This window comes from Streptomyces sp. NPDC002958 (assembly GCF_055563255.1).
In genome coordinates, this window is sequence record NZ_JBVHDS010000001.1 from 572,442 (window position 1) to 592,232 (window position 19,791).

The window sequence follows — 19,791 nt, forward strand, 5'->3', positions numbered from 1 at the left end:
AAGCCGTCCGGGGGCTGAGGGCGGAGCCGTCCGGGGACTGAGGGTGAAGCCCCGGCTACAGCGTCAGCCCGCCTTCGAGCGTGTCCAGCGCCTGGTTGATCAGCGCGATCAGGTCGCCCTCCTGACCGTGCTCGCCCCAGTACAGCGTCACCTCGCGCAGCGCCCCCAGCACCGCCGCGATGAACACCCTGACCTCCAGGTCGTCGGGGCTGCGGCCGCTGCGGTCGGCGAGTGCCTGGGCCAGCACCTTCGCCGTGTCCGACATGGTCTCCGTCATCCGTGCCCGGATGGCGGGGACCTCCACCATCAGCCGGGTGCGCTGCCGCAGTTCCTCCTCCTCGCTCGCGAGGAACGCCGTCAGCGCCTCGGCCATGATGAACCGCAGCGACTCCAGCGGAGGTTCGTCAGCCGGCCGGTTGCGCAGCTCGGCCTCCATGATCGGGTCGTACTCGTCCGTGAGGACGATGTCCTCCTTGGTCGCGAAGTACCGGAAGACGGTGCTCGGCGACACCTCGGCCGCCTCCGCGATCTGCTCGATCGTCGTCGCGTCGTACCCCTGCTCGGAGATCAGCCGGTACGTCGCCCGACGGATCGCGATCCTGGTCTTGAGCTTCTTCCGCTCGCGCAGCCCCATCGTGGGAGGCGTTCCAGGGGCGGAAACGGAAGGGGTACGAGAGGTGGCGGCCATGGTCGCCATTGTCAGGCATCGACGGGCGCCGGCACCCCGAGAGCTTCGGGAACGGTCGCCGAGCGATCCGGCCCGGGGCATCGGCGCGGCGAGGCGACGACGTAGGCGTCGGCCATCCACTGCTGCTCATCGGTGGTGGCACCGAGCTGTTCGGCCGTGATCGGCAGCGCCTCGTCGAGGATCGTCGTGTCGAATCCGAGGACGAGCCCGCTCGCGACCAGCGGGCAGCCAAGTGAAATCAACTCTCAAAAGATGGTTGGTTTCACTTGGCTGCCCCTGTCCGGGCCCGACATGGTGGATGGCCGCGGCTTTCAAGCCACGGCCATTGCGGGGGAGGGGCGGAAGGGGGCGCGCAGCTGTGATTGCGCTCAGCCGTAGTTGTAGGCCACCAGCGAGATGCCGACGTAGTGCACGACGAAGGCCGCCAGGGTGAGTGAGTGGAAGACCTCGTGGAAGCCGAACCACCGCGGTGACGGGTTGGGCCGCTTGATGCCGTAGATGACACCGCCGGCGCTGTAGAGCAGCCCGCCGACGACGATCAGCACCAGCACCGCGATCCCGCCGGTCCGCATGAAGTCCGGCAGGAAGAAGACCGCGGCCCAGCCCATCGCCAGGTAGCAGGGCGTGTAGAGCCAGCGCGGGGCGCCGACCCAGAACACCCGGAAGGCTATGCCCGCCGCCGCTGCCGCCCAGACGGCCCACAGGAGCGGCGTCCCGGTGGCCTCGGGGAGCAGGAGCAGGGTCAGCGGGGTGTAGGTGCCCGCGATGATCAGAAAAATATTCGCGTGGTCGAGCCGGCGGAGCACCGCCTCGCCGCGCGGACCCCAGGTGCCGCGGTGGTAGAGCGCGCTCACGCCGAACAGCAGGCACGCGGTGAGGATGTAGATGCCGCAGGCGATCCGGCCGCGGACGCTGTCCGTCAGTGCGATCAGCACGATCCCCGCGACGATCACGGCGGGGAACATTCCGGCGTGCAGCCAGCCACGCATCCGTGGCTTCACCGGGGCGGTGTCGGACTCGGCTGTTTCCAGCCCGGCTGGCTCGGGCGCGGCGGCGGCAGTCATCCCCGCATCGTACCTACGCCACCGTAGGTAGCAGCCATGAGTGGCAATGCTCACGTGGGCGCTCCCCTGGACATATGGGCAGATCGGTCGGATGATCAAATGAGTGCGGTCGGCACCGGATGAGCGCCAACGAGATTCGAAGGGGTCGAAGCATCCGGGTCGCAGCCCCCACGGGGCAACTACCAAACAGACACCCTCATCAAGGAGCGATCGTGGCGCGCGACATCGCGGCTCCCCTCACTGCCCCCACCAACCACCAGGAGCTCGTTTCCTGGGTGAACGAGATCGCAGCCATCACCGAGCCGGACCGGGTGGTGTGGTGCGACGGCTCCGAGGCCGAGTACGAGCGCCTGTGCGAGGAACTCGTGGCCAAGGGCACGTTCACGAAGCTGGACGAGATCAAGCGCCCGAACTCCTACTACGCCGCGTCCGACCCGAGCGACGTCGCCCGCGTCGAGGACCGTACGTTCATCTGCTCCGAGAAGGAGGAGGACGCGGGCCCGACGAACCACTGGAAGGCCCCCGCCGAGATGCGGGCCATCTTTACCGGGGAAGAGGGAAACAGCGTCACCGGTGAGAAGGGTGTCTTCCGCGGCTCCATGCGTGGTCGCACGATGTACGTCGTGCCGTTCTGCATGGGCCCCGTCGGCTCCCCGCTCTCCGCGATCGGCGTCGAGATCACCGACTCCGCGTACGTCGCCGTCTCGATGCGCACCATGACGCGCATGGGACAGGCCGTCCTCGACGAGCTCGGCACCGACGGATTCTTCGTCAAGGCCGTCCACACGCTGGGCGCACCCCTGGAAGAGGGCCAGGAAGACGTTCCGTGGCCGTGCAACTCCACCAAGTACATCTCGCACTTCCCCGAGGACCGCGAGATCTGGTCGTACGGCTCCGGCTACGGCGGCAACGCCCTGCTCGGCAAGAAGTGCTACGCGCTGCGCATCGCCTCCGTCATGGCGCGCGACGAGGGCTGGCTCGCCGAGCACATGCTGATCCTCAAGCTCACGCCGCCGCAGGGTGAGGCGAAGTACGTCGCGGCCGCGTTCCCGAGCGCCTGCGGGAAGACCAACCTCGCCATGCTGGAGCCCACGATCTCCGGCTGGACCGTCGAGACCATCGGCGACGACATCGCCTGGATGCGGTTCGGCGAGGACGGCCGCCTCTACGCGATCAACCCCGAGGCCGGTTTCTTCGGCGTCGCGCCCGGCACCGGCGAGCACACCAACGCCAACGCCATGAAGACCATGTGGGGCAACTCCGTCTTCACCAACGTCGCGCTCACCGACGACGGCGACGTCTGGTGGGAGGGCATGACGGAGACCGCTCCGTCCCACCTCACCGACTGGAAGGGCAACGACTGGACGCCCGCGTCCGAGACGCCGGCCGCCCACCCCAACGCCCGCTTCACCGTCCCGGCCGGGCAGTGCCCGATCATCGCGCCCGAGTGGGAGGACCCGAAGGGCGTGCCGATCTCGGCCATTCTCTTCGGTGGCCGCCGTGCCTCGGCCGTACCGCTGGTCACCGAGTCCTTCAACTGGCAGCACGGCGTCTTCCTCGGAGCCAACGTGGCCTCCGAGAAGACCGCCGCCGCCGAGGGCAAGGTCGGCGAGCTGCGCCGCGACCCGTTCGCCATGCTGCCGTTCTGCGGCTACAACATGGGCGACTACATGAACCACTGGATCAAGGTCGGCGCGGACAAGCCGGACCAGTCGAAGCTTCCGAAGATCTACTACGTGAACTGGTTCCGCAAGAACGACGCGGGCAAGTTCGTGTGGCCCGGCTTCGGCGAGAACAGCCGCGTACTGAAGTGGATCGTCGAGCGCCTGGAGGGCAAGGCCGAGGGCGTCGAGACGCCGATCGGCATCCTGCCGGCCAAGGGCGCCCTGGACACTGACGGCCTGGACCTCTCCGAATCCGACCTGGACTTCCTGCTCAACGTCGACAAGGAAGTCTGGCGCGAGGAGGCGGGGCTGATCCCCGAGCACCTCAACACCTTCGGTGACCACGCGCCGAAGGAACTGTGGGACGAGTACCGCGCGCTGGTCCAGCGCCTGGGCTGACGCCCCCGGGCGTACCCCGTGCGGGTGCGCCCCCACACACCCCGCGGCCGGGTCTCCGGACATCCGCCCTGACCTGTGGGGTCAACGACCCGCCGCGGTACGGCCCCCGGAATCCCCTTACGGTTCCGGGGGTCGCCCTTTCCCGCCCCTTTTATAAAGAACGTCCAAGCATCGCCGTATCCTTGCGCACGACATCTCCACAAGGCTTTGATGATCCTTCACATCGCCTCCGATCGGTCGACCGGAGGCCAACCGGGCCTGTGGGGGACTCAGTTGAACAAGATCCGGCACCATGGACGCATCGCGGCGACACTGGCCGCGCTGACACTCACCACCGCGGGACTCACCGCCCTCGCGCCGCCCGTAGCCCGCGCGGCCGACGGCCCCGTGGTCGGCGACACCGTGGCAAAGCTGCCGATCGCTTCGTACTCGGCCATGGTCGTCGACTCTGTGCACGAACGGGTCTACATCACGGACGACCGCAGGGACCGGGTCGCGAACCAGGTTCACGTCTACAACTTCGAGGGGCAGAAGGTCGGTTCGCTGCCCACCGGTACCGCGCCGTCCGGGATGGCCCTCAGCACGGACAGCGGGACGCTCTATGTCGCGCAGTCCTCGGGGATCCTCGCGTTCGACACCGTGACACAGGAGCGCACCGGCTTCGCCTTCACCACCGCCGACGTGGGCTGCCCGCGCGATGTCGCCTTCGCCGGCGGCAAGGATTGGCACACCGGGACGCCGACCTACTCCGACTGCGACACGTACCGGACCTGGCTGTACGGCACGAACGCCACCCAGGCCGTCAACACCGGCTGGAACGCCGCGGGCCGGCTGCGGCTGGCGAGCGGCCCCGAGGCGCCCGACCGTTTGGTCATGGCGCAGTCCCGCAGCGCGGGGGAGCCGAACCCGTTCCTCACCACGTTCGACGCGAGCGGCGACACCCTTGTGCGCGGCCCGGAGCGCCGGTTCGCGGACAGTGAGGGCCTGGGCGCGCTCGACATGAAGGACATCGCGCAGTCCGCCGACGGCCGGCGCATAGCCGTCGCCGACGCCGCCTATGGCGCCGGCACCCGGCTCCTGGACGCCGCCGACCTGTCCGACGCGGCGACCGCGTACCAGCCGCTGCCCGATGGGGCCAAGGCGTCCGCGGTCGCCTTCGGCGGCGATGGCAAGTACATCGCGCGGGGCGCCGCCGCGACCGGGTCCACGGCCGACCTGCTGGTGCAGCCCGCGGACCCGGCGGACGGTACGGCTCCGCTGGAGTTCGCCTTCGAAGGCGCGCTCGACGGGGACCGGATCGCACCGCGCGGGCTCGGCTGGTCGAAGGACGGGTCGCGCCTGTTCGCCGTCACCGCCAACACGTCCGGCAACGAGTACTGGCTGCATGTCATCCAGCCCCCCGCCGCCCAGTACGACTCCCGCTTCACCGGTGCTCTCTCCACCACCCCGGGGCAGCCGGTCGTCGGCGAACCCCTCGGTATCCGGGGCCGGTTGGAGCTCGACGGGACCGCGCCCACCGAGCCGGTCCGGGTGTCGGCCGTACGGCACGACGCGAACGGCGACCGCGAGCTGGCTCCCGTCGAGGTCGACGCCGACGGTTCGTTCACCGTTCTCGACGTCCCGTCACTGGTCGGCGACGCCACGTACACCGTCTCCTTCACCGGCGATGTCACCCACCGCCCGGCCGAGGACGTCGCCCTCACCGTTGCGGTTGCCAAGGCCCCGACCACCATCACGCTCACGGCTCCCGCGGAAGCGACGAAGAGCGAGGGCCTCACGATCAACGGCACTCTGACCGGTCAGGGGCGTGCGCTTCCCGCCGGCATCACCCTCTCCGTACAGCGCACCGACAAAAGCGGCACCGGCACGCTGACCTCGGCCGCCGTCGCGGCCGACGGCACCTTCACGATCAACGACCTGCCCCGGGCCGCCGGCCAGGTGACGTACGAGGTCGGCTACTCGGGCGACGACCTGCACAGCGCATCGACGGCGTCGGCGACGGTACGCGTCCGCAACTAGTGCCCTCGCGGCAAGCTTGGCCCCGTCGTGCCGCCCAGCGCGTACGCTCGCGGCGTTGGCCAAAAGCCCGGCGAGTATGAACGGATGGCGCCCGGTCCACGTGTCCCGGTGGCCCGTGGACCGGGGCCGTCAGAGGGCGCCGACCAGTCGTGCCGGAGCGGCGGGGGCGGTGGCAGCGGCGACCGCCGCCGCGTGGGCGTCCATGCGCTCGGCCGTGAGAATCGCGACGGCCGTGTCGGCGCGGGACGCGGCCACCACCAGTGCGCGACCCGCGAGGGCATGCGCACGGCGGTGCAGCGTGAGTGCCGGTGCATCGGTTCGACCGGCGTGCCGGGCGGGCGGTGCACCACGCAGCCTGGTCACCTGCTCGGCGATGCGGTCGCCCGCCTCGCCGAGGTCCAGCTCGTCGGTGACCGAGAGAAGGGCGGCCAGGTGTCCGGCGAGCTGGATGTCCAGCTCTTCCTCGCGGGAACGGTGCGGGAAGTCGTCGGCGTGGTCAGCCGGTGTGTGGACCGATTTGGTGCGGATCGGTTCGTACATGGATGGCCTCCTGATGTTGCTGTGCCACCATCCTAGCTTGGATTTAGTCTAAAGTTGTCTATGGTCGACCGGGGTGCGGCCGCCCGTTAAGGCTGGGCGTATCCGTCCAGGAAGTTCGCGATCCGGGTCACCGCGTCCGTCAGATCCTCGGTCGAGGGCAGCGTAACGACGCGGAAGTGATCGGGCTCCGGCCAGTTGAACCCCGTACCGTGCACGACCATGATCTTCTCGGCCCGCAGCAGGTCGAGGACCATCTGCCGGTCGTCCTTGATCTTGTAGACCTTGGGGTCGAGGCGCGGGAAGAGATACAGCGCCCCCTTCGGCTTCACACAGGTCACGCCCGGAATCCGCGTCAGCAGGTCGTACGCGACGTCCCGCTGCTCCAGGATCCGCCCGCCCGGCAGCACCAGATCATTGATCGACTGCCGCCCGCCGAGCGCGGTGGCCACGGCGTGCTGCGACGGCATATTGGCGCAGAGCCGCATATTGGCGAGGATCGTCAGCCCTTCGATGTACGAGGAGGCGTGCGTCTTCGGACCGCAGACCGCCAGCCACCCCGAGCGGTACCCGGCCACCCGGTAGTTCTTGGAGAGCCCGTTGAAGGTGAGCACCATCAGATCGGGCGCGATCGTCGCGGTCGGGGTGTGGGTCGCGCCGTCGTACAGGATCCGGTCGTAGATCTCGTCGGAGCAGACGACCAGATTGTGGCGCCGGGCGATCTCCGTCAGCCCGCGCAGCATCTCGTCGTCGTACACCGCGCCCGTCGGATTGTTCGGGTTGATGATCACGAGCGCCTTGGTGCGGTCGGTGATCTTCCGCTCGATGTCGGCGAGGTCCGGCATCCAGTCGGCCTGCTCATCGCACCGGTAGTGCACGGCCGTACCGCCGGCCAGCGACACCGAGGCGGTCCACAGCGGATAGTCCGGGGCTGGTACGAGGACCTCGTCGCCGTCGTCGAGCAGCGCCTGCATCGACATCTGGATCAGCTCGGAGACGCCGTTGCCCAGATAGATGTCCTCGACGTCGAGGTCGATCCCCTTGGTCTGGTAGTGCTGCATCACCGCCCGCCGCGCGGACAGCAGCCCCTTCGCGTCGCCGTAGCCGTGCGCCCCGGAGAGGTTGCGCAGTATGTCCTCAAGAATCTCGGGCGGGCACTCGAACCCGAACGCGGCAGGGTTGCCGGTGTTCAGCTTGAGGATGCGGTGACCGGCTGCTTCCAGCCGCATCGCCTCCTCGAGCACGGGTCCCCGGATTTCGTAACAGACGTTGGCGAGCTTCGTGGACTGGATGACCTGCATGTCCGGGAGCTTACGACCGCGCTGCGCGCGCCGCCCGACCTTTCCCCTCCGGTTGCCCCACCTGGGTAACCTCCCCGTCTTCCATAGCCATGCCCCCACCGGTCCGGCACCGAGGGAACGCCAGGCGGTGACGGCGACGGGGCTTCGAAAGCGGCGGGACAGGGGCGTGACGGACACGGGCGGGTGAGATGCGCCACGACGCGGGAGGCGGGCGGGGCAGGTGGGGTTACTCGCCCTTGTCCTCGGCGAGGGTGTGCGCGACCAGGGCGTTGGCGTGGCCGTGTCCCAGGCCGTGCTCGGACTTGAGCCAGCCGACGATCTCCATGTGCTTGGCCAGCGGCGAGGACCGGATCAGGTCCTTCCAATCCGCGACCGGACGGCCGTACTTCTTCTCGATCGAGGGGAAATAGCTGGCGGGACCCTTCACGGCATCAGTCTGTCAGTCGGGTATGACAGTCACCCCATCAGAAATCGCACGACGTGCCGGGCGCCCCCGCCGTAAGGCTGAAGAAGGTGTGGCACTGCCTGGCCCGCTTCGGCGCACCGCCGCGCCCGACCCGACCGCACCGGGCACAGGATGTCGGGCCCACGGGGGTGCGTGGTTCCTAGCGTGGGTGCTCGTAAGGGAAGGAGGCCGAGGTGCTGGAGAAGCTGAACCAGGCCATGGAGTACATCGAGGGCCGTCTCGATCAGCGGATCGAGGCGGCCGAGCTGGCGCGGATCGCCATGACGTCGGAGTACCACTTCCGGCGGATGTTCTCCGCGCTGGCCGGGATGCCGCTGTCGGAGTACGTACGGCGCAGGCGGCTGACGCTCGCGGGCGCCGAAGTGCTCCACGGGGAGCGGACCTTGCTGGAGGTCGCCGTGCGCCACGGCTACTCCTCGGGGGAGGCGTTCGCGCGGGCGTTCCGTGCCATGCACGGCGTCGGTCCCGGCGAGGCCCGGCGGGCCGGTGCGGCTTTGCTGTCCCAGCCCCGGATGTCCTTCCGTCTCGTGGTCGAAGGGAGCAGCAGCATGGAGTACCGGATCGTGACGAAGGACGAGTTCCGGGTGGTCGGCAGGAAGGCGCGGGTCCCCCTGGTGCACGAGGGGGTCAACCCGGCCATCGCCGAGTTCGTCCGGGGCATCGACAAGGAGACCGTGGCGCGCATCGCGGCGCTGTCCGACCAGCAGCCGGAGGGCATCGTCCAGGTCAGTGACAACCTCGCGGAGAGCCGCGCGGAGGGGACCGAACTCGACTACTACCACGCCGTGGTGACCGGTGCGCACGCGCCGGACGACCTGGACGTGCTGGTGGTCGCGGCCGGTACATGGGCGGTCTTCGAGAACTCCGGGCCCTTCCCGGAGGCGCTCCAGTACCTGTGGCGGGACGTGTTCACCCAGTGGTTCCCGTCCAATCCGTACCTGAGCAGGCCCGGTCCCGAGATCCTGCGTGTCGGGCCGTCGCCGGTCGCGGGGGAGGCCTCGGCCGAGCTGTGGATCCCGGTGGAGCCGGACGCCGTCTGACCGGCCCCGGGTCCGGACGGCTTGAAACCGCCCCTTGTGGGGGTCCCCTCAGTGCGCCAGCATGCGCATGTCAAGTCTGACGAAACTTCGTTGGGCGGGGGCCATCAGGACCCTGCCCAAGTCACTTGAGGGGACCCCCACATGAAGAAGCCTCTCGTCGGTGCGCTGTTCGCCGTCCTGCTCCTCGGGGCAGGTGTCGCGCCCGCAACCGCGGCAACCGGCCACGAAGCGACGGCGCCCACCGCGGTCAAGGAGAAGGTCAGGCCCAAGGCGGTCAACTTCGCCGGGACCGTGGCGCTCAGCAACTGTTCCGGCTCCGTCGTCCGTACGCCCGACTCCCAGCCCTCCGACCCCGCGCTTGTGCTCTCCAACGGGCACTGCATGGAGACGGGATTCCCGGGCCCCGGTGAGGTCGTGTTCGACCAGCCGTCCACCCGGAGCTTCACCCTGCTGAATGCCTCGGGCAGTGGTGTCGGCACCCTGCGGGCGAGCAAGATCGCGTACGGGACGATGACCGACACCGACATATCGGTGTACCAACTCACCCGCACCTACGCCCAGATCGAGAGCAGCTACGGCATCAAGGCGCTGGAGCTCAACGCCGCGCATCCGGTCCAGGGCACCGCGATCACGGTGGTCTCCGGCTACTGGAAGCGCACGTACGCCTGCAATGTGGACGGTTTCGTCTACCGCCTCAAGGAGGGCGAGTGGACCTGGAAGGACTCGGTCCGCTACACCTCCGCCTGCCGGACCATCGGCGGTACGTCCGGCTCCCCGGTGATCGACAACGCGACCGGCAAGGTCGTCGCCGTCAACAACACCGGAAACGAGGACGGTCAGCGGTGCACGGACAACAACCCGTGCGAGGTCGACGAGAGCGGCAATGTGACGGTGCGCCAGGGCATCAACTATGCCCAGCAGACCTACGGGATCGTGCCGTGCATCGGTACCGGCAACAAGTTCGACCTCGACCGGCCGGGGTGTGCCCTGCCCAAGCCGTGAGTTCGTGAGCCACAGCGCCGCCGCGATGCCGACCGCGCATCGCGGCGGCGACGCACTCGTGGGGTCACGGCGCGTCCGTGCGCCGGGCCGCAGTTGAGTTCAGCGGCTACTGGCGGGCGAGCCTCACCCAGGACGACGCCCCGACCGAGGAGGACCTGGCCTGGGCGAAGGAGAGGGCGGCGGAGGGCCGGGACCGGGCCTAGCCTCGCCGGTATTGGCCAGGAAGCAACAGCAGCGGGTGGAAGCCGAAGCCGCCCTATAGCTCCGGTACACGGGCTGCTGCGGGAAGCCGGTCCTCAGTGGCCGCGGGGTGCTCCGTCATCGACCGGCTGGACGATGCGGGAGGGAGAACGTTCGGTGGTCGCGTCGTCGAGCTGGTCGTCGGGGGTTCGGACTCGCCCGGGAGGTGGCTGAGTGCTGTGTCCCCGTCGGAGTCCGTGCACGAGCTGCCGTCGGCGGTGTGGTGTTTCCTCTTGGTGAGCAGGTCCGGGACCCACTGTGCCGGTTCCATCGGGAACACACCCTCCTATCTGGACCTTTTGACGGGGGTGCTGCGGGACGCACGCCCGGGTGTCCGGGGTGCGTCCCGCTCGCGATCGACGGGATCAGATCCGGTCGGCGGCGATCAGCAGGTACTGGAAGCTGCCGTTCTTGTACGCGGTCAGGAACGTGTCCTCGATGCCGGTGCCCAGGGAGGACTTGGCGCGCAGCTCCCAGTACGGGATGGTCGCCGCGGTGAGGTCCACCACGCTGATCGGTACGAGCCGGTTGTTCGCCATCTCCTTGAAATAGGCGGAGCGGGGGGGGATGTCGCAGATGTAGTGGGCGTTGATCGTCGAGACCTCGCGGGAGGGCAGCCCGTACGTGTCGTTGTAGCAGCCGGTGATGGTGACGTACCGGCCGCCGCGTGCGAGGAGGCGGGCGTATTCGCCGAACAGTGTCGACAGGTCGACGTACATCGTGGACTCGTTGTTCCAGATGGCGCGGAACGAGCCGGTCTCGAAGCCGGTGTCGAGCATGTTTTTGAGGTGGTAGCGCACCTTGTCGTCCACGCCGTGCTTCTTGGCCTGGGCATTGGCAAAGGCCACCTGGGTCTCTGAGATGGAGATCCCGTCGACGTGGCAGTCGAACCGCTTGTTGGCGACCAGGCTGCCGCCGCCCCGGCCACAGCCGGAGTCCAGCAGGCGGTCGTTGGGGGTGATGGCACCGAGGTGGTCGGCCAGGAAGTCGGCCTGCGCGCTCTCCAGGCGGTGCAGTTCGGCGATGACGCGCTCGTCGCGGGTGTCCTGGGGGCCCTCCAGGACCGACCAGCCGACGTCGCCGATGCCGTAGTGGTGGTGGTAAAAGCCGTCGACCTCGCCCAGCCGGAGGTTGACGGGGTTCTTCTCGCGGTTCCAGTAGTCGGCCACCGACTCCTGGTAGTGGCTGATGGCCGGGGCTGTTGCCACGCCGGCGCGGTGGGCTGTGGTGGTCATGCGGTTGCCTTCTCTCACCAGTAGTTGGGCAGGGAGTAGCGGTAGGTGTTGGTGTGGTGCCATTCGTGGTTGCCGGCGACCCAGGCGGCGAGGCCGGTGGTGTAACGGGCCAGGGCCGGGTCCTGGGCGGCCAGGGTGGAGGATTCGTCCTCGAAGGCGTGCATGATCTCGTTGTGGACGTCGACGGCCTTCAGGTAGGCGTCCTTCAGACCGCGGCGCTCCTCGGCGGCGATCACCACCGGGAGGTTCAGGTGGTGCTCGTCGATGGCCATCTCCTTGGTGAAGGAGTACAGGTCGTTGACGAGCGTGGCGGCGTTGCAGGCCAGCGCGGTGACGCGCTGGACCTCCGGGCGGGAGTAGAGCGGCTCGGGCAGTTCGTAGCCGTCCATGGCGTCCACGATGGACAGGCAGGGGCGGAAGTTGTTGAACTGCCGCATCACCAGGTACTTCCACACCGGTGGGGTGGTACGGGTCTGCGCCCAGGCGCCCTCGGCGAGATACCCCAGGTGCAGGCGCGCGACGTCGTGGATGAACCGGGTGACCTGGCTGGGAGTGGCGATGTCTCGGAAGGAGCGGATCGCATCGGCGTAGGAGCGCAGCGGAGCGTCCGCACCCAACCCCTCGTGCCACTGCTGCTGGTAGCCGTCCGCGGTGTGCAGGGGGTCCAGGGCACTCTGCGCGATGATGAGCCGGCCGCCCAGGCCGACGGGAGATCCGCCGTAGTCCTCGCAGTAGCAGTCATCAACGACGTTCTCCGCGACCAGCAGTTTGCCCGCGACGACGAGACGCTCCAGGTCGGCCGCCGCCGGGTGCTGCAGGACGACCGCACGGCCGACCTGGAATCCGGCGAAGTCCCCCGCCCATTCAGGGGGAAACAGGGCGAGCTCACGAGCCCAGGCTTCGAGTCGCCGGTCCACCTCGGCGACCTTGGCCGGGTCGGCCGGCACGGCGGGCGGGCAGTGCAGGCCCGGAATCGGGTCACCGGCGCGGGGCCGGGCCGCGGGGGCGGACCGGCTTTGGCCTGCGGGCGGCGGAAGAAGATCCCTGGCCGCTGATGTGCCCAAGCCGGTCGGGCCGCCGGGAAGCCACGCCGCCGCCTGGTTCGCCGGGGTGGCGGCGCGCACGGCCGTCGGCTCCGGCGGCGGGGCGAACAGATCCCGTTGCCCGGGACGTGCCGGGTCGGACAGGAAGGCGCGCACCGGGCCCGCCACCTCACGGATGGCGGAGGCGGCGAACGACGGGGACAGAAACGACACCGTCTCAGCCCTCCTCCACTAGCCGAACCCTGTGCTCAGTCACGGGGTCGCACCTCGACGTTTTCGAGAACACCGATCGCATCCGGGACGAGGACGGCGGCGGAGTAGTAGGTGCTGACGAGGTAGGAGATGATCGCCTTCTCGTCGATTCCCATGAACCGGACGTTGAGTCCGGGCTCGACCTCGTCGGGCAGACCGGTCTGGTAGAGGCCGATGACGCCCTCGTTGTCCTCGCCGGTACGCATGGCGATGATCGACGAGGTCTGGTGTTCCGAGATCGGGATCTTGCCGCACGGCAGGATCGGCACGCCCCGCCATGCGGGGATGTGGTGGCCGTCGACATCGGTGCTGCTGATGGAGAGGCCCCGCTTGTTGCACTCCTTGCCGAAGGCGGCGATGGCGCGCGGGTGGGCGAAGATGTACTTGGTCCCACGGCGCATGCTCAGCAGGTCGTCGAGGTCGTCCGGGGTGGGTGGGCCGGAGTGGGTCGGGATGCGCTGGTCGAAGTCGGTGTTGTGGAGCAGCCCGAACTCGGGGTTGTTGACCAGCTCCTTCTCCTGACGCTCGCGCAGCGCCTCGATGACGAGCCGCAACTGCTGCTGCGTCTGGTTCATCGGCTGGTTGTAGAGGTCGGCGACCCGGCTGTGCACCTTCAGCACCGTCTGCGCCACACTCAACTCGTACTCACGCGGGTGGAGTTCGTAGTCCGCAAATGTGGTCGGCAGGGTCGGCTCGCCCTTGTGGCTGGACAGGAACTCGATCGCGGCCTCACCGGCCTTGTTCGTCGGCCTCTGCGCGTCGGCGCTGCGCTTGTGAACGTGCGACCGCAGCGCCTCGTACTGGTCGGCGACCGTTTTGTACGCGCTGTGCGGCAGCGCCAGGAGCGTCGTCGCGGTCACCGCACGGGCCGTGGAACCCCACTTGCCGTCCGCCCCCGCCAGCACGTTGCCGCCGAAGCTGTCACCGTCCGACAGCCGGCCCATGATGGCCTCGCCCTCGTACTTCGCGGGCCTGACCTCGTCCACCCTGCCGTGCACGATCAGGTAGACGTGATCGGCCTTCCGGCCCTCCTGCACGATGACCTGGCCGGGCTCGAACTCCTTCTGGACGAACTTGTCGGCCAGCGCGCCCAACGCCGGGCCGTCGTAGAACCCACGCAGCAAGGGCAGCTCGGCCAGCTCCTGCGGGATGACACGAACCTTGGAGCCGTTCTTCTCGAACGTCACCTTCCCGTCCCCGACCGTGAGCGACAGGCGCCGGTTGACCCGGTAGGCACCGCCGGGAACGTTGACCCACGGCAGCTTCCGCAGCAGCCACCGCGAGCTGATCCCCTGCATCTGGGGTTCGGACTTGGTGGTGGTCGCGAGATTCCGCGCCGCCGCAGTGCCGAGGCTGAGCTGCTCCTGTGCTTGTTCCTGTGCTTGCCCTTGCGCCTTCGTTTCTTCTGACGGGCGTGTCTCGACAGTCATCGACTACCTCTCCCAATTCATGAGATGACCCGCCTGGCTCCAGCAGGGCAGACTTCACCAACAGCAAGCGGGGTTACGTACCGTAGACATTGGTAACGCGTCGTGATGAATAGGTGCGGCAGGCGCGCCTGTGCTCCAGAGGAGAGGGGAACTTCGCGACCCCTGGCACCGGACTTCGCTCGCCGATGCGGCCCGGTCCGGCCCGGTCCGGCCTGGTCCGGATGGGAGTCTTGACTTCTTTGGCCGCGCCCCCGTGGCGCTGCCATGGTTCGAAGTCCGGGTGCACGCCCGTCAGTTCGCGATTGGCGTCCCGCATACATGCCGCGACGAGGGTGTCGGCGAAGTGGCCGCGGACGGGCTCCAGCCGCGGCCTGCCGCGCAGGTCGAACACGCGCGGCCCCCACAAGTGCCCTCCCCTCGCCCCAGGTGCGGGTAGGTGTCGAGGGAAATGTCCGCGCCCGCGTCGAGGGCGCCGTCGAGCAGGGCGAGGAGCTGAGGCGTCCTGCCCTTGTTCACGCCGAAGTTCATGGCGGCGTGGGTGAAGGCGTGGGGATCAGAAGAACGTGCGGATGTAATCCGTGACCGTGCCGTCCGCCTCCACCAGCGGAATCAGCTGCCACTTGTCGAAGCTCGTGCACGGGTGCGACAGACCCATCCCCACCCAGTCACCCACCTCCAGCTCGGCGCCCGGCTCCGTACGCAACCACGTGTGCTGGTCCGACAGGCCGCTGACCGTGAGACCCGTCGCGGGCCGGACCGTGCCGTCGCGGCCGGACCGAACGACCTGCGCCTGCGGGAGGTCGAGGTCGTACGCCGCATCCCGCTTGCCCGCGTTGAGAAACGCCTGCTCGGGGGAGGGTCGGGAGACAACCTGCGCCCACAGCCGGAAGGCGGGCTGCAGGGCCCCCTCCTCCGGGACGCGGTTGAACGGGGTGAGGTGGCGGTAGTGACCGTCGTCGTGCGAGACGTACGCCCCCGAGCGCAGCAGCTTGAGCACCGGGCCGGAGAGTTCCGGGATCTGGGCGAACACGTCCGCCACCGCGTCGAACCACGCACTGCCGCCCGCGCTGATCACGATCCCCTCGTCGGCCGCCGACGCCGCGAACCGGCCCGCGCGGTCGAAGTCGACGGCCAGCGCGACGAGTCGGCGCAGCCACTCCCGTACCCGCTCGCCCGATGCGTCCGGCACCTCGCCCTCGTATCCGGCTACGCCCACCAGACGCAGGGTCCCGGTCGCGGCTACCGCGTCGGCGACCGCCGCGCACTCGGCCTCGGTACGGGCACCGGTGCGCGCACCCTCGCCCGCGCCCAGCTCCACGACGACGTCCACGGGGCGGGGAGCCCCCGCCGCCCGCAGCGCCTCGTCCATCAACTCCACGCCGCGCACCGAGTCGACGTAACAGATGAAGCGGAAGTCCGGATCGGAGTCCAGCTCAGCGGCGAGCCAGCGCAGGGCCACGGCGTCGACGAGCTCGTTGGCGAGGAAGATCCGCCGGATCCCGTACGCCCGGTAGACCCGTGCCTGGTGCGGCACGGCCGCGGTGATGCCCCAGGCGCCGTGCTCCAGCTGGCGGGCGAAGAGTTGCGGGGACATGGAGGTCTTGCCGTGCGGGGCGAAGGCGAGCCCGTGGTGCTCCGCGTACGTCTCCAGGAGGGCGAGGTTGTGCTCGACCGACTCGGCGGACAGGGCGAGCACCGGGGTGGTGAAACCGCCCGTGAAGAGATTGCGTCGCTCGGCGGCGAGGGCGCCGACGGTCAGGCCCTCCGCGTCGGGCGGGAGGGCCTTGAAGCGGTGGTCGACCAGCTCGTCGGCAAGTCCGGCCACAGGATGCGTGTCCAGTCGGCCGTGACTCCGTTCGGCATGCCACGCACGGTCGGCGGCCAAGGGGGCCTCCTCGATCGAAGTGTTCGTTGCGTCATGCGCAACAGTCATTGCGCATATCGCTCAACGCTGTCTAACATCCGAGCCGACGCCTGGTCAATGCCGAGAGCCGACGGCCGAGAGCCGAGAGCCGACAGCCGGCGCCGCCCCTCCCTGAACCGCTGCCCCGGCACATCCGCCGAATCACCGAATCCGCCGACCCCGCGAGGAGCCCCGAGTGTCCGCAATCCCGGCCAGGACCGCCGACGCCGCCACGGCCGCCGAAGTCGTGTGCCTCGGCGAGTCCATGGTGACGTTCCTGCCGTCGCAGCCCGGACGCCTCGCCGACGTACCCTCCTTCGGCCGCGGTATCGGCGGCGCCGAGTCCAATGTCGCCTGCGCGCTGGCCGCCGCCGGACACCGGGCGGCCTGGGTCAGCCGGGTCGGCGCGGACGGCTTCGGTGACCATCTCGTCGAGGCGATCGTCGGCTACGGGGTCGACACCTCCGGCGTGCGGCGCGATCCGTCGCGGCCCACGGGGATCTACTTCCGTACGGCGACGGACCGGGCCACCGAGGTGCACGAGGTCGCGTACTACCGGGCCGGGTCCGCCGCGTCCGCGATGTCCCCGCAGAACATTCCGTACGAGACGCTGCCCGCGACCCGGGTCCTGCACCTGTCCGGCATCACCGCGGCGCTCTCCGCCGACTGCCTGGCCCTGCTCCACGAGCTGACCGCCCCCCGGCCCGGTCGCCCGCTGATCTCCTTCGACGTCAACCACCGGCCGGGCCTGTGGCGCGACGCCGACGCGGCCCCCGATGTGCTCCTCGACCTGGCCCGCCGCTCCGACCTGGTCTTCGTCGGCGAGGACGAGGCGGAGGAGGCATGGGGGGTGACCGGCGCGGAGGCGATCCGCACGGCGCTGCCGGAGCCGTCCGTCCTGGTCGTGAAGCGGGGCGCGGAGGGCGCGACGGTCTTCTCGGGCACCGGCGACGTCACCACCGTCCCCGCCCTCCGCGTCGACGTCGTCGCCCCCGTCGGTGCCGGTGACGCCTTTGCCGCCGGGTTCCTCTCCGCCACCCTCCGCGGCCTCCCCGTACGCGACCGCGTCCGGCACGGCCACCTCATGGCCGCCGCCGTCCTCACCGTCGCCGGCGACCTCACCGATCCTCCGGCTCGCGCTTACGCCGACGCCCTTGCCGCACTGGACGACGACGCCTGGGGGAGACTTCGTCTCGGCCCCGGGTGGACGGGGGACGACCAGGAGGTACGTACGACATGAGTCAGACCGTCGACCGGGCGCTGAGTATTCTGCCGCTGCTCGCCCAGGGGCCCGCCGACCTCGGCCAGGTCGCCGAGCGGCTCGGCGTCCACAAGTCCACGGCGCTGCGTCTGCTCCGTACGCTCCATGAGCACGGACTCGTCTACCGCCAGCAGGACCAGCGCTACCGCCTCGGCGCCCGCCTCTTCGCGCTCGCGCAGGAGGCCGTCGAGAACCTCGACGTACGGGAGATCGCCCACCCCCACCTCGTCGAACTCAACGAGAGCTGCGGCCACACCGTGCATCTCGCGGTGTACGAGGAGCACGAGGTCCTCTACATCGACAAGGTCGAGAGCCGCTACCCGGTCAGGATGTACTCGCGGATCGGGAAGCCCGTCGCGATCACCGTCGCCGCCGTGGCGAAGCTGCTCCTCGCCGACCTCACCGAGCCCGAGCGGCGCGCCATCGCCGAGAAGCTCGACTACCCCATGTACACGTCCCGTTCGACCCCGAACGCCGGTGCCTTCCTCAAGGAGCTCGCCGTCGTCCGTGAACAGGGCTGGGCCGCCGACCTCGGCGGCCACGAGGAGTCCATCAACTGCATCGGCGCCCCCATCCGGGGTGCGGACGGGCGGGTCGTCGCCGCGATGTCGGTCTCCGCACCCAATGTCGTCGTCACGGCCGAGGAACTCCTCACCCTGCTCCCCCTGGTGCGCCGCACCGCCGACACCATCAGCCGGGAGTACTCCGGCACCAACCAAGCCAAGAAAGCCTGAACGGCCATGACCGAGAAGATCGCTCTCAAGGCGGCCCCCGCCGCCCGTACGACGGTCTACGTCGGCCTCCCCAAGGGCCTGCTCATCGAGATCGACGCGCTCGCGGTGCCCGGCTGATCCACTTGCTGCACCCGTTCCACCGCACCACCGTGCACGGCACGGCGCCCCGCAGTCCCCGTCCGCCCCGTCATCCACCCGCGAACGCCCCTCGCGCGCTCCGCAACGGCCTCGGTCCCCCGAGGAATTGACGTTTTGTTGACCTCGTGTGCCCCTCGTGCGGGTGATGTGGTGAAAGTGCTCGGACAGTGACGACCCGGCGCCCGTCGGAGGGGCGTCCGCAGGTTCCGCATCCGGTCTGACGTGCGGAGATGAATTCCGGGTCGCAGGTAATCGCAGGGTGGATTCGTAACCCTCCGCAGTGGTACGGGGGTTAACGATTCTCGATTTGATCCGATTTAGCACGGGGCCGTTACGTGGGCGACTCGCACACGTTGCCGTACTGGCCTCCGAAAAGTGTTCTCTACCAGGTAGGACGTGGATAAAGTGCTGAAGCAGATCCGCGGAGCAGGAGCGATTGCGGCCTACGTCATGACCGGCGTTTGGCCGGAGCCGAAACGGGGAAGAGCGTGCCGACCGCAATAGCAGTGACCAGTGCTGATTTGGTACTACCTCCGACCGACCAGCAGACGCCGACAGCCGCCCTGCTGCAGGCTCCCGACGCCCAGGCGTTGGAGATGGCCATCGGCGACATGCATGTGCTGCTCGAACAGCACGGGTACGTCGTCGCCGTCTACCCGACCAGCATCGCGCCCGCCCACGAGCGCCGGCTGTACTCGGTGCGGTCCGTTCTGGAGAGCGACCGCATCGCCCTGCTCAAGGTGGACCTCCCCCCCTTGGGCGTCGCCGTACTCGTAAGGCAGCTGCGCCAGCTGTCCATCTGCGACTTCAGTCCGGGAGTGGTCGCCTCCGCCGCCCGGCTGCTGTCCCACTACATCCACGCGGGTGCCCTGCTGAACTCGGTCACCAAGTTCGACCGGATGCCGGTCGACCTCAGGACGCACGCCAAGTCCTGGGTGCCGGGCTCCCAGTTCGCCGCGGTCGCGGGGCCGACCCCGCAGCTCGTCAGGGTCGGCCCGAAGGCGGACCCGCCGACCGGCCCGGAATTCGCCACCCATCTGATGACCGCCAAAGGGCAGTCGCAGTCGGAGTGGGTGCAGCGGACCCTCGCACCCGCGTGGCAGGTCCAGACCATTCATGAGGCCGCGCTTCCTTCCGATTCCCCGGCATGGTGGGGAACCGGGAAACTGGTGGAATTCGCTGCCTATCTGCCAGACATCTCCGTCCTGTATCAACTGGTGTCCTCCGTACGTCGCGAGAACTGCCACTGGTGCGGAATGGACCTCATCGGTGACCGCTGCGGGTTCTGCTCCTCCCCGCTACCCGCAGCCGAGAGCCGAATGCACTCCGCCGGTGTCGTCAGCCATGGAGTGCCCGCACCACCGCAGTCCTAGCG

Annotated in this window: 16 protein-coding genes and 3 pseudogenes; 9 read left to right on the plus strand and 10 right to left on the minus strand. The window is 69.1% G+C overall.

Annotation, left to right across the window (positions count from 1 at the left end; translation table 11 throughout):
* Positions 1-55: 55 nt before the first annotated feature.
* From ACZ3IC_RS02675 to trhA, 3 genes and pseudogenes are all read right to left on the minus strand, one after another.
* A complete protein-coding gene (locus tag ACZ3IC_RS02675) occupies positions 56-688 on the minus strand; it encodes a TetR/AcrR family transcriptional regulator (RefSeq protein WP_467412113.1) in 633 nt (210 codons plus the stop codon).
* Between the two features lie 51 nt (positions 689-739).
* Positions 740-930, minus strand: a pseudogene (locus ACZ3IC_RS02680) (MFS transporter); the annotation flags it as partial.
* A gap of 126 nt (positions 931-1,056) precedes the next feature.
* Entirely contained in the window at positions 1,057-1,752 is a 696-nt protein-coding gene (trhA, locus tag ACZ3IC_RS02685; RefSeq protein ID WP_467411797.1) for a PAQR family membrane homeostasis protein TrhA, read from the minus strand.
* A 212-nt stretch (positions 1,753-1,964) separates the two neighbouring features.
* Between trhA and ACZ3IC_RS02690 the strand changes: the two genes are divergently transcribed.
* Positions 1,965-3,815: a phosphoenolpyruvate carboxykinase (GTP) gene (locus ACZ3IC_RS02690; RefSeq protein ID WP_467411800.1), complete on the plus strand. Its 1,851-nt coding sequence runs from the start codon at positions 1,965-1,967 to the stop codon at positions 3,813-3,815.
* Between the two features lie 273 nt (positions 3,816-4,088).
* A complete protein-coding gene (locus ACZ3IC_RS02695) occupies positions 4,089-5,834 on the plus strand; it encodes an Ig-like domain repeat protein (protein ID WP_467411801.1) in 1,746 nt (581 codons plus the stop codon).
* Positions 5,835-5,963: 129 nt separating this feature from the next.
* Here ACZ3IC_RS02695 and ACZ3IC_RS02700 read toward each other — a convergent pair whose 3' ends face one another.
* The 3 genes from ACZ3IC_RS02700 to ACZ3IC_RS02710 form a co-directional block, all read right to left on the minus strand.
* On the minus strand, positions 5,964-6,374 hold the full coding sequence (locus ACZ3IC_RS02700; protein WP_467411803.1) for an SCO4983 family protein: 411 nt from the start codon (positions 6,372-6,374) through the stop codon (positions 5,964-5,966).
* Positions 6,375-6,460: 86 nt separating this feature from the next.
* Positions 6,461-7,672: a pyridoxal phosphate-dependent aminotransferase gene (locus tag ACZ3IC_RS02705; RefSeq protein WP_467411805.1), complete on the minus strand. Its 1,212-nt coding sequence runs from the start codon at positions 7,670-7,672 to the stop codon at positions 6,461-6,463.
* 226 nt (positions 7,673-7,898) lie between these two features.
* Positions 7,899-8,099 carry a DUF4287 domain-containing protein gene (locus ACZ3IC_RS02710; protein ID WP_467411807.1) on the minus strand — a complete coding sequence of 67 codons (201 nt, stop codon included), beginning with the start codon at positions 8,097-8,099 and terminating at the stop codon, positions 7,899-7,901.
* 212 nt (positions 8,100-8,311) lie between these two features.
* Between ACZ3IC_RS02710 and ACZ3IC_RS02715 the strand changes: the two genes are divergently transcribed.
* The 3 genes and pseudogenes from ACZ3IC_RS02715 to ACZ3IC_RS02725 form a co-directional block, all read left to right on the plus strand.
* A complete protein-coding gene (locus ACZ3IC_RS02715; protein ID WP_467411809.1) occupies positions 8,312-9,178 on the plus strand; it encodes an AraC family transcriptional regulator in 867 nt (288 codons plus the stop codon).
* A 141-nt stretch (positions 9,179-9,319) separates the two neighbouring features.
* On the plus strand, positions 9,320-10,180 hold the full coding sequence (locus ACZ3IC_RS02720; RefSeq protein ID WP_467411810.1) for a S1 family peptidase: 861 nt from the start codon (positions 9,320-9,322) through the stop codon (positions 10,178-10,180).
* 83 nt (positions 10,181-10,263) lie between these two features.
* Positions 10,264-10,383: pseudogene (locus tag ACZ3IC_RS02725) on the plus strand (siderophore-interacting protein); the annotation flags it as partial.
* A gap of 402 nt (positions 10,384-10,785) precedes the next feature.
* On the opposite strand, the gene ACZ3IC_RS02730 reads toward ACZ3IC_RS02725, so the two are convergent.
* The 4 genes from ACZ3IC_RS02730 to ACZ3IC_RS02745 all read right to left on the minus strand — a co-directional run bounded on the left by ACZ3IC_RS02730 (position 10,786) and on the right by ACZ3IC_RS02745 (position 16,313).
* Positions 10,786-11,655 (minus strand): geranyl diphosphate 2-C-methyltransferase, encoded by an 870-nt coding sequence (locus ACZ3IC_RS02730; protein WP_467411813.1) that lies wholly within the window; start codon positions 11,653-11,655, stop codon positions 10,786-10,788.
* A gap of 14 nt (positions 11,656-11,669) precedes the next feature.
* Complete coding sequence (locus ACZ3IC_RS02735; protein ID WP_467412116.1) at positions 11,670-12,719, minus strand: family 2 encapsulin nanocompartment cargo protein terpene cyclase; 1,050 nt, start codon at positions 12,717-12,719, stop codon at positions 11,670-11,672.
* Between the two features lie 227 nt (positions 12,720-12,946).
* Positions 12,947-14,380, minus strand: a complete 1,434-nt coding sequence (locus ACZ3IC_RS02740; protein WP_467411814.1) for a family 2B encapsulin nanocompartment shell protein — start codon at positions 14,378-14,380, stop codon at positions 12,947-12,949.
* Between the two features lie 553 nt (positions 14,381-14,933).
* Complete coding sequence (locus tag ACZ3IC_RS02745; protein WP_467411815.1) at positions 14,934-16,313, minus strand: amino acid deaminase; 1,380 nt, start codon at positions 16,311-16,313, stop codon at positions 14,934-14,936.
* Between the two features lie 166 nt (positions 16,314-16,479).
* Between ACZ3IC_RS02745 and ACZ3IC_RS02750 the strand changes: the two genes are divergently transcribed.
* The 4 genes and pseudogenes from ACZ3IC_RS02750 (at position 16,480) to ACZ3IC_RS02765 (ending at position 19,789) form a co-directional block, all read left to right on the plus strand.
* A complete protein-coding gene (locus ACZ3IC_RS02750) occupies positions 16,480-17,523 on the plus strand; it encodes a sugar kinase (RefSeq protein WP_467411817.1) in 1,044 nt (347 codons plus the stop codon).
* Complete coding sequence (locus ACZ3IC_RS02755) at positions 17,520-18,278, plus strand: IclR family transcriptional regulator (RefSeq protein WP_467411818.1); 759 nt, start codon at positions 17,520-17,522, stop codon at positions 18,276-18,278. Before ACZ3IC_RS02750 ends, ACZ3IC_RS02755 begins: the two co-directional genes overlap by 4 nt.
* A 24-nt stretch (positions 18,279-18,302) precedes the next feature.
* Positions 18,303-18,395 (plus strand): annotated as a pseudogene (locus tag ACZ3IC_RS02760) (RidA family protein); the annotation flags it as partial.
* Between the two features lie 527 nt (positions 18,396-18,922).
* Positions 18,923-19,789, plus strand: a complete 867-nt coding sequence (locus tag ACZ3IC_RS02765; RefSeq protein ID WP_467411821.1) for a hypothetical protein — start codon at positions 18,923-18,925, stop codon at positions 19,787-19,789.
* Positions 19,790-19,791 lie beyond the last annotated feature (2 nt).